The 9,185-nt window shown below is 64.3% G+C and carries 8 protein-coding genes; 2 read left to right on the top strand and 6 right to left on the bottom strand.

Annotated features, from left to right (window positions below; all coding sequences use genetic code 11):
* Positions 1 to 88: 88 nt before the first annotated feature.
* Positions 89 to 598, bottom strand: a complete 510-nt coding sequence (locus tag MXC99_RS07235) for a hypothetical protein (protein WP_247724808.1) — start codon at positions 596 to 598, stop codon at positions 89 to 91.
* A gap of 373 nt (positions 599 to 971) precedes the next feature.
* Here MXC99_RS07235 and MXC99_RS07230 point away from each other — a divergent pair, with 373 nt between their 5' ends.
* The gene (locus MXC99_RS07230) at positions 972 to 1,253 is read left to right on the top strand and encodes a hypothetical protein (protein ID WP_247724807.1); all 282 of its coding nucleotides are present in this window, start codon (positions 972 to 974) and stop codon (positions 1,251 to 1,253) included.
* Between the two features lie 414 nt (positions 1,254 to 1,667).
* Positions 1,668 to 2,093 carry an RNA polymerase-binding protein DksA gene (dksA, locus tag MXC99_RS07225; RefSeq protein WP_107220561.1) on the top strand — a complete coding sequence of 142 codons (426 nt, stop codon included), beginning with the start codon at positions 1,668 to 1,670 and terminating at the stop codon, positions 2,091 to 2,093.
* A gap of 152 nt (positions 2,094 to 2,245) precedes the next feature.
* On the opposite strand, the gene pnp is transcribed toward dksA, so the two are convergent.
* The 5 genes from pnp to infB form a co-directional block, all read right to left on the bottom strand.
* Positions 2,246 to 4,342 carry a polyribonucleotide nucleotidyltransferase gene (pnp, locus tag MXC99_RS07220; RefSeq protein WP_247724806.1) on the bottom strand — a complete coding sequence of 699 codons (2,097 nt, stop codon included), beginning with the start codon at positions 4,340 to 4,342 and terminating at the stop codon, positions 2,246 to 2,248.
* A gap of 196 nt (positions 4,343 to 4,538) precedes the next feature.
* Positions 4,539 to 4,808 (bottom strand): 30S ribosomal protein S15, encoded by a 270-nt coding sequence (gene rpsO / locus MXC99_RS07215; RefSeq protein ID WP_075148455.1) that lies wholly within the window; start codon positions 4,806 to 4,808, stop codon positions 4,539 to 4,541.
* A 90-nt stretch (positions 4,809 to 4,898) separates the two neighbouring features.
* Entirely contained in the window at positions 4,899 to 5,885 is a 987-nt protein-coding gene (truB, locus tag MXC99_RS07210; protein ID WP_247724811.1) for a tRNA pseudouridine(55) synthase TruB, read from the bottom strand.
* A complete protein-coding gene (gene rbfA, locus MXC99_RS07205; protein WP_247724805.1) occupies positions 5,866 to 6,288 on the bottom strand; it encodes a 30S ribosome-binding factor RbfA in 423 nt (140 codons plus the stop codon). Before rbfA ends, truB begins: the two co-directional genes overlap by 20 nt.
* A gap of 3 nt (positions 6,289 to 6,291) precedes the next feature.
* Positions 6,292 to 9,174 (bottom strand): translation initiation factor IF-2, encoded by a 2,883-nt coding sequence (infB, locus tag MXC99_RS07200; protein WP_247724804.1) that lies wholly within the window; start codon positions 9,172 to 9,174, stop codon positions 6,292 to 6,294.
* Between the last annotated feature and the right edge of the window lie 11 nt (positions 9,175 to 9,185).

The raw sequence follows: 9,185 nt of genomic DNA, 5'->3' as shown, positions 1-9,185 counted from the left end.
CTCACCCTAAAAACCGCTACACTTATCCACAGTCGCCGTAATGACAGGCGGCTATCGTCCCTGGTCAGAATTCAAACGGAACACCTGGTCAGTATTGGACCGGCGCCAACAGTGCGAACTCTTTCTGAATGGTTGAAGGGCTGCAGGACTTCGCTCGCTTGTCCCGCCAGGCGGCGACATCAGCCGCCGTTATGTCGCCTGCAAATTTGACCATCAGCTTGTGAGCCGGGTTGTCCCGAGTCTGCAGATTGGCGATGCGGTAGCGTTCCACACTGGCGCCCCGCTTGTGGGGTGTCACCTCTTCGCCGTAACGCTGCAACAGTTCGCCAAGTGTCACCTTGGCGCCAGGGTTGCGCCGGTATGTTCCCTTGGCGATGTCACCTTCAACAGAGGCCGCGAATCGTTCAGCGTCAGCCTTCGCCTTGAATGTCTTTGATAGGGGTTCATGTCCAAGGCGGGTGATACGTACCCGCCAACCGTTGCCCCGCCGCGTAATTGATGCCAGGATGCCCCCCCACTTGACCAGAACTTGACCAAGGGGTTGAAGCGAACACTGGACAAAATGCACAACTCGTTGATTTACATCGCCTTTCGGCATTAGCTCAGTTGGTAGAGCACTGGATTGTGGCTCCAGAGGTCACCGGTTCGAAACCGGTATGTCGCCCCATCGAATTCAAGCAGCCGAAAGCGGCACCCGGCAGGCGTCGAAAAGCGCCGCCATCACCGCAAGCCCCCGGCCCCGGGGGCCTCGGCTCGACACCGACACTCGATTCGCTTCCCGCCCAACACTGCCCATCGGGCGGTATTTCTTTCTCATCCCTGCACGCTGCTCCAGCGCCCATCCCCGATTGTGCGCCTGGCGGCGCTCGTCCGCCGTTTCGGTCCGGCCACACCGACATCCAGCACGGCGTAATATGTAGGTTACAATTTTCCACTATAAATACAGACTTCGCATTCGCCCCACGGAGCCCATGAAAAACCACCCCACCGAGAGCATCCGGAACACGAGCCCACGTTATCACCGCTTGCGGAAGGACGGCCTGTACCATCCGATTCCGTTTCTGTTCGTCACCGACAGAATGTGCGACGACATCCTTGATGAGCGCGAAATGCTACTGGCCTCGTTGCCCACCGCGACGCACGACCGCCAGAAGGCGCTCTTCGCCGGCAACGACCCCAGGGCGAGCTCCAAAGCATTCAAACACCTGCTGCGTAGATTCGGCTACCCTTTCACCAACCGACTCACCGCCTGACCCCAACGGGGCGTCACGTTTTCTAGCGAGCCGCACCCGCCATACCGCGAAGCGCCTTGCCGCACGCAGCCCGATCGAACCACAAGGAGTGCGAAAGGGTCCATGTCCTTACTTCAAGCCGTCAGTGACAAGCGCTGCATCAGTTGCGAACGCTGGCACGGCCGCCGAAAACCGGCCAGCGAAGCCGATGCTGTGGAAGTCGAATCGAACGCCACCAGAGGGCTGTGCATCCACGGACCGTGGCACCGCAGCATCCGTGGAGTGCGCAATGCCTGCGGCCACTGGCTGCGCTGGTCCGCCCTGTCCGGGACAGCGCAGCCTCGCGGCGCCGAAGCCCGGCGCCTTTGCTTGCCGTGCCTGCCCGATTCTGCTATTAAGTCGGGTCTCCTCATTCACCAACACGGAAGTTGATTCATGGCTGACGATACCCTGCACAAGCAATTCCCGCCCTATGTACCTGCGGCCGGCGAGGAATACATGAGCGAAAAGCAGCTGGCCCACTTCCACGAGATCCTGAGCTCGCTGAAGGGCGAGTTGATGGAGGACATTGAACGCACCGTGCACACCATGCAGGATGAAGCCACGGTGTTCGCCGACCCCAACGACCGCGCCAGCCAGGAATCCGACATCGCCCTCGAACTGCGGAACCGCGACCGCGAGCGCAAGCTGATCAAGAAGATCGACGAGGCGCTCGGCCGCATCAACGAAGGCGAGTATGGCTACTGCGACAGCTGCGGCGTAGAGATCGGTCTGAAGCGCCTGGAGGCCCGTCCGACGGCGACCATGTGCATCGACTGCAAGACGCTGGAAGAGATGCGGGAACGTCAGGTGGCGAAGTAAGCGCAGTGCGCCTGCGGACGCAGGCTCGAATGCAATGAAAAAAGGACGCGGCGGCGTCCTTTTTTCATCTGTGCTATCTGTGCTTCATGTGCGCGAAGGGGAAGCGCCGCCCGTAAAACCCGGGCGGCGGAGGTCCGGCTCCGCCCGGGCGGTCAGGCGTTTTCGCTCAGCAGCGCCTTCATGCTCAGACGGATCTTGCCGCGCTCGTCGGTCTCGAGCACCTTGACGCGCACCACCTGGCCTTCCTTGACGTAGTCGGAGACGTTATTCACGCGCTCGTTGGCGATCTGGGAAACGTGCAGCAGCCCGTCGCGGCCCGGCATGATATTGACGATCGCGCCGAAATCGAGCAAGCGCAGCACCGTACCTTCATAGACCTTGCCGATCTCGACTTCGGCGGTGATCGCTTCGATCTTGGCCTTCGCGGCCTGCGCACCTTCGGCGCTGACCGAGGAGATCTTGATCGCACCGTCGTCCTCGATCTCGATCACGGTACCGGTCTCTTCCTGCAGCGCGCGGATCACCGCGCCGCCCTTGCCGATCACGTCGCGGATCTTCTCCGGATTGATCTTCATGTTGATCATGCGCGGCGCGTACTCCGAGACCTCTCCACGGCTGCTGCCCAGCGAGCGCTGCATCAGACCGAGGATGTGCAGGCGGCCTTCCTTGGCCTGCTCGAGCGCAGCATGCATGATTTCCTTGGTGATGCCCTGGATCTTGATGTCCATCTGCAGGCCGGTGATGCCGTTCTCGGTGCCGGCGACCTTGAAGTCCATGTCGCCGAGATGGTCCTCGTCGCCCAGGATGTCGGTCAGCACCGCGAAGCGGTTGCCTTCCTTGATCAAGCCCATGGCGATACCGGCGACGTGGTTTTTCAGCGGCACGCCGGCATCCATCATCGCCAGCGAGCCACCGCAGACCGAGGCCATCGAGCTCGAACCGTTGGATTCGGTGATTTCGGAGACCACCCGCACGGTATAGGAGAACTCTTCCGGCTTCGGCAGCATCGCCACCAGCGAGCGCTTGGCGAGGCGGCCGTGGCCGACTTCGCGGCGCTTGGTGATACCGAAGCGACCGGTCTCGCCGGTGCAGAACGGCGGGAAGTTGTAATGCAGCAGGAAGCGTTCCTTGTACTCGCCGGCGATCGCATCGATGATCTGCTCGTCGCGGCCGGTGCCAAGAGTCGCGATGACCAGGGCCTGGGTCTCGCCACGGGTGAACAGCGCCGAACCATGGGTGCGCGGCAGCACGCCGGTGCGGATTTCGATCGGACGCACGGTGCGGGTGTCGCGGCCGTCGATGCGCGGTTCGCCATCGAGGATGCGGCTGCGCACGATGCCGGCTTCGAGGTTGAAGAAAATGTCCTTGATCTCGTTGATCGACGGCGGAGTGTCGGCACCTTCAACCAGTTGCGCCATCGTGCGCTTGCGGATCTCGGACAGGCGGGCCGAGCGCTCCTGCTTGCTGGTAATGCGGAAAGCCTCTTCCATCTCGGCCTTGGCGAGTTCGGTGACACGGGCGATCAGCGATGCGTTGGCGGGCGGGGCCTGCCAGTCCCACTCGGGCTTGCCGGCGACTTCCACCAGTTCGTTGATGGCACGGATGGCGGTCTGCATCTGCTCGTGGCCGAACACCACTGCACCGAGCATGACATCTTCGGGCAGCTCCTTCGCTTCGGACTCGACCATCAGCACCGCGGCCTGGGTGCCGGCGACGACCAAGTTCATCTGGCTCGTCTGCAGTTCGGTCGCGGTCGGATTGAGGACGTACTGGCTGTCGAGGTAGCCGACGCGGGCAGCGCCCACCGGACCATTGAAGGGCAGGCCGGAAATCGCCAAGGCGGCCGAAGCGCCGATCATCGCCGGAATGTCGGAATCGATTTCCGGGTTCAGCGACAGCACGGTGACGATGACCTGGACTTCATTCATGAAGCCTTCGGGGAAGAGCGGGCGGATCGGGCGGTCGATCAGGCGCGAAGTGAGGATCTCCTTCTCGCTCGGGCGCCCTTCACGCTTGAAGAAGCCACCGGGAATGCGCCCTGCGGCGTAGAACTTCTCGACGTAATCGACGGTGAGCGGGAAGAAATCCTGGCCCGGGCGGGCTTCCTTGGCACCGACCACGGTGGCCAGCACCACGGTCTCGTCCATGTTCACGATGACGGCGCCGCCGGCCTGACGGGCGACTTCGCCGGTTTCCAGGGTGACGGTATGCGCCCCATAGGCGAATGTTTTCTTGATTGCGGTAGGCAAGGTGAATTCCTCTATCGTTGATTGCAGCGGACTACAACTGCATGCCGCGCCCTTCCCCGAGAAGGGCGGCGCGGAAAGGCGGCGTCGAAACCCGGACGCCAAACGGCAAAAAGCCGGTGCGGCCGCCTGGGCACACACCGGCTTTCCTGGCTTACTTCGCCCTGATCGGCACTGTCGGGCTGGTCACGGGCGACAATTACTTGCGCAGGCCGAGACGCTCGATCAGGTTGCGATAGCTGTCGGCGTTGCGACCCTTGAGGTAATCCAGCAGCTTGCGGCGCTGGCTGACCATCTTCAGCAGCCCGCGGCGGGAGTGATGATCCTTGCCGTGCTCCTTGAAGTGGGGGGCGAGCCCGTTGATGCGGGCGGTCAGGAGCGCGACCTGGACTTCCGGCGAACCGGTGTCGCCTTGGGCGCGCTGGAAGTCGGAGACGATCTTCGACTTGGATGCGGTATCAAGAGCCATGTGTGTCTTTACTCGTATTTTCTGCCAATCAGAAGCCGCGGATTATACCCATAGCGGCACCATAAACTCAATCGAAATCGTGCCTGCGCTTCAAGCACCGGCGCGCGGCCCGTCGCCGGTCGCGATCAGGCGGCGCGGCGCGAGCCGGCCGTCGTCCTGCCACTGTCCGAGGCCGAGAAAACCAGCAGGCCCATACACGCGCGATATTTTCCCGGCCTCGCCGGAAGTGCCTGTCGCCAGGCTCAGCACGCGCCCCTGCAGCAGCCCGCGGGCGGCGTCGGCATCGAGTTCGAGCGCGGGGAAATCCGCCACCAACGCATCGACCGGGGCGAGCAGGCGGTCGCGCTCGACTTCGGCCGCGGCTTCGAGCTGCGCCAGCGTGACCGCTTCATCGACCCGGAAACGGCCGATCGCGGTGCGCCGCAACCCGCACAGGTGGGCACCGCAACCGAGCGCCGTGCCGATATCCATCGCCAGGCTGCGGATGTAGGTGCCCTTGCTGCAGGCAACGCGAAGCGTGAACCGATCGGCACCGAAGGAGAGCAGATCGAGGGCATGTATGGACACCCGGCGCGGCGCACGCTCGACTTCGATGCCGGCACGGGCGTATTCGTACAAGGCCTTGCCATCGCGCTTGAGCGCGGAATACATCGGAGGGATCTGCTCGATTTCACCGCGAAAGCATGCGAGCACGGCTTCGAGCTGCGCTCCCGCGACCGCCACCGGGCGGGTGGCGACAACCGCACCTTCGGCATCGCCCGAATCGGTCTCGATGCCGAGCTGGACAACGGCCTCGTAAGTCTTGTCGGCATCGAGCAGGATCTGCGAGAACTTCGTCGCTTCGCCGAAGGTCAGCGGCAGCAGCCCGCTCGCCATCGGGTCAAGCGTACCGGTATGGCCGGCCTTCGCCGCACCGAGCAGGCGGCGCGCGGTCTGCAGCGCGGCGTTGGAGCTGAGCCCCTGCGGCTTGTCGAGCAGCAGCACGCCGTCGACCACCCGGCGCACGATCTTGCGCTGCACCCGCTGCGGTCGACGCGGACGCGAGGCCGCGGCCGCCTCAGGCGTGCTTGCCGTCATCATCGCTGGCGGAGTCCGGCGCCGTAGCGGCCCCGTCCTGGTGGCGCGCTTCGTCCTCGCGGACCACCGTATCGATCAGCTGCGAAAGGCGTGCGCCCTCCTCGACCGACCGATCGTACTGGAAATGGAGCTCGGGAATGGTATGGATACGGATCCGCCGACCCAGCTCGCGGCGCAGGAAACCGCTCGCGCGGCGCAGGCCCTGGAGGATTTCGGGGACATCGCCGGCTCCGGTCATCGAGGTGAAGAACACCTTCGCATGGGCGTAATCGGGCGTGATCTCGACATCGGTCAGGGTGATGAAGCCGACGCGGGGATCCTTCACTTCGAGCCGGATCAGCTCGGCCAGCTCGCGGCGGATCTGCTCGACCACGCGCTGACTGCGGGAATACTCCTTGGGCATCGTTTACAGCGTCCTCGCCACTTCCTTGATCTCGAACACCTCGAGCTGATCGCCTTCCTTGATGTCGTTGTAGTTCCTGAGCTGGAGGCCGCATTCGTAGCCGAACTTGACTTCCTTGACATCGTCCTTGAAGCGTTTCAGCGACTCGAGCTCGCCGGTCCAGATCACGGTGTGGTTGCGCAGTAGGCGGATATGCGAATTGCGTCGAACCACCCCTTCGAGCACATAGCAGCCGGCGATCGAGCCGACCCTGGAAATCGTGAACACCTGGCGAATCTCGACCAGGCCGGTGACTTCCTCGCGCTTCTCGGGCGCGAGCATGCCGGACAGCGCCGCCTTCACCTCGTCGACTGCGTCGTAGATGATGTTGTAGTAGCGGATATCGACATCGAAGCTCTCGGCCAGCTTGCGTGCACCGGCATCGGCCCGGGTGTTGAAGCCGATGATGACCGCGCCCGAGGCCTGTGCGAGGTTGACGTCCGACTCGGAGATCGCCCCCACCGCAGCGTGGATCACGTTGACCCGCACCTCGTCGGTGGACAACTTCTGCAGCGACTGCACCAGAGCCTCCTGCGAGCCCTGGACATCGGCCTTGATGATCAGCGCCAGCGTCTTGACCTCGCCTTCGCCCATCTGCTCGAACATGCTCTCGAGCTTGGCCGCCTGCTGCTTGGCGAGCTTGACGTCGCGGAACTTGCCTTGGCGGAAGAGCGCGATTTCACGCGCCTTCTTCTCGTCGACCAGGGCGATTGCCTCGTCACCGGCCGCCGGGACATCGGACAGGCCGAGGATCTCGACCGGAATCGAGGGGCCGGCCTCGTCGATCTGCTTGCCATTCTCGTCGAGCATGGCGCGGATGCGGCCGAACGTCGCGCCCGCGAGCAGCACGTCGCCCTTCCTCAGGGTCCCCGACTGCACCAGCAGCGAAGCGACCGGGCCGCGCCCCTTGTCGAGGCGGGCCTCGATGATCAGGCCCTTGGCCGGAGTGTCGACCGCGGCGGTCAACTCCAGCACTTCGGCCTGCAGCAGGACGGCTTCGAGCAGCTCGTCGATGCCGGTTCCCTTCTTCGCCGACACCGGCACGAACATCGTGTCGCCGCCGTAGGCTTCGGGAATCACGGACTCGGCGATCAGTTCCTGGGTGACGCGCTCGGGGTTGGCGTCAGGCTTGTCGATCTTGTTGATCGCCACCACCAGCGGCACGCCGGCCGCCTTGGCGTGGTGGATGGCTTCGCGCGTCTGCGGCATCACGCCGTCGTCGGCCGCCACCACCAGGATGACGATGTCGGTAGCCTTGGCGCCACGGGCACGCATCGCGGTAAACGCCTCGTGGCCCGGGGTATCGAGGAAGGTCAGCATGCCGCGCGCGGTCTCGACGTGATACGCGCCGATGTGCTGGGTGATGCCGCCGAATTCACCGGCCGCGACCTTCGCCGTCCGGATGTAGTCGAGCAGCGAAGTCTTGCCGTGATCGACGTGGCCCATGACCGTGACCACCGGCGCACGCGGCAGCAGCTCGGCATCCTTGAGCTCCTCGTTTTCCTCGAGGAAGGCGTCGGGGTCGTCAAGCTTCGCGGCGAGCGCCTTGTGACCCATTTCCTCGACCACGATCATCGCGGTTTCCTGATCGAGCACCTGGTTGATCGTGACCATCGAGCCCATCTTCATCAACGCCTTGATGACCTCGGTCGCCTTCACCGCCATCTTGTGGGCGAGATCGGCGACGGTGATGGTTTCGGGCACATGGACTTCGCGCACGATCGGTTCGGTCGGCGCCTGGAACGACGAGCGATCTTCCTGATGGCGACCGTGACGACCGCCGCCCTTGCCCGCTCCACGCCAGTTGCTGCCCGTGGTCGCGCCCACTTCGCCGCGCGTTTTCAGCCCGCCGCGACGCTTGCTGCCGCTGTCGGCCTCGCGTGCCGGAGCGGCCGCACCACGCCGCGCGTCGCGACTGGCGGCCGGTTTGTCTTCGGTTTTCGCCGGTCGGTGGAGGGTGCCGGTGGTCGATTTGGCCGGCTTCGCGGGCTCTTCCTTTTTCTGCTGCTCGGCACGGATGCGGGCTTCTTCTTCGGCGCGGCGGGCTTCGGCCGCAGCGCGCGCCGCCGCCTCGCGTTCCTGGCGTGCGCGCAGGTCGGCCGCTTGGCGCTCCTTCAGCGCCCGCAGGCGCTCTTCATCGCGCTTGCGAGCGGCGATTTCTTCATCACCGAGAATTTCACTGAGCGGCAGAGGCTTGGTAAGCACAATGGTCGTCGTCGGTGCCGCCTGCGGCGGCGCGGCGGCAGGCGACACAGCTCCAGTGCTGCTGGCGGGCACTTCCGCCGGCAACTGTTCGGCTGCCTCGGGCGCGGCAACCAGTTCGGTCGTCACTGCTTCGGCAGGGGCCGGCGCCTGGGCTTCGACAGGGGTCTGGGCTTCGGGCTGCGCCGGGATCTCAGTGGCGGCTTCCGCAGGCACTTCAGCCACCGCCCCGGCCTGCACCTGCTCGAACGCTTCTTCCGGGAGCTCCGCTGCGGCTGCAGCGGCAAGCACCGATTCAGGCACGGCAGCCGCTTCGCTCACCTCTGCGCCCGCTTCCCCTTGCAGTTCATCGCGTTTGACGAAGGTGCGCTTCTTGCGCACTTCGACCTGAACCGTGCGTGCGCGGCCGGTCGAGTCGGTTGCGCGGATTTCGGTCGTCTGCTTGCGGGTCAGGGTGATCTTGCCTTTGGGCTGGACATCGCCATGCGCCCGGCGCAGGTATTCGAGCAGCCTCGCCTTGTCCTGTTCGGTGAGCAGATCGGTGGGGCCGGTTTTTTCCACGCCCGCACGCTTCAACTGCTCGAGCAGCGCCGCGGCCGGCATTTTCAGTTCGCCGGCAAACTGGGTCACGCTCATTTGTTCCATTACTGCCCTCC

It is taken from the genome of Thauera aromatica (genome assembly GCF_023093595.1).
Lineage (GTDB): Bacteria > Pseudomonadota > Gammaproteobacteria > Burkholderiales > Rhodocyclaceae > Thauera > Thauera aromatica_A.
Note: the sequence above shows the minus strand (reverse complement) of the source record. Positions and strands in the feature narration are given on the sequence as shown.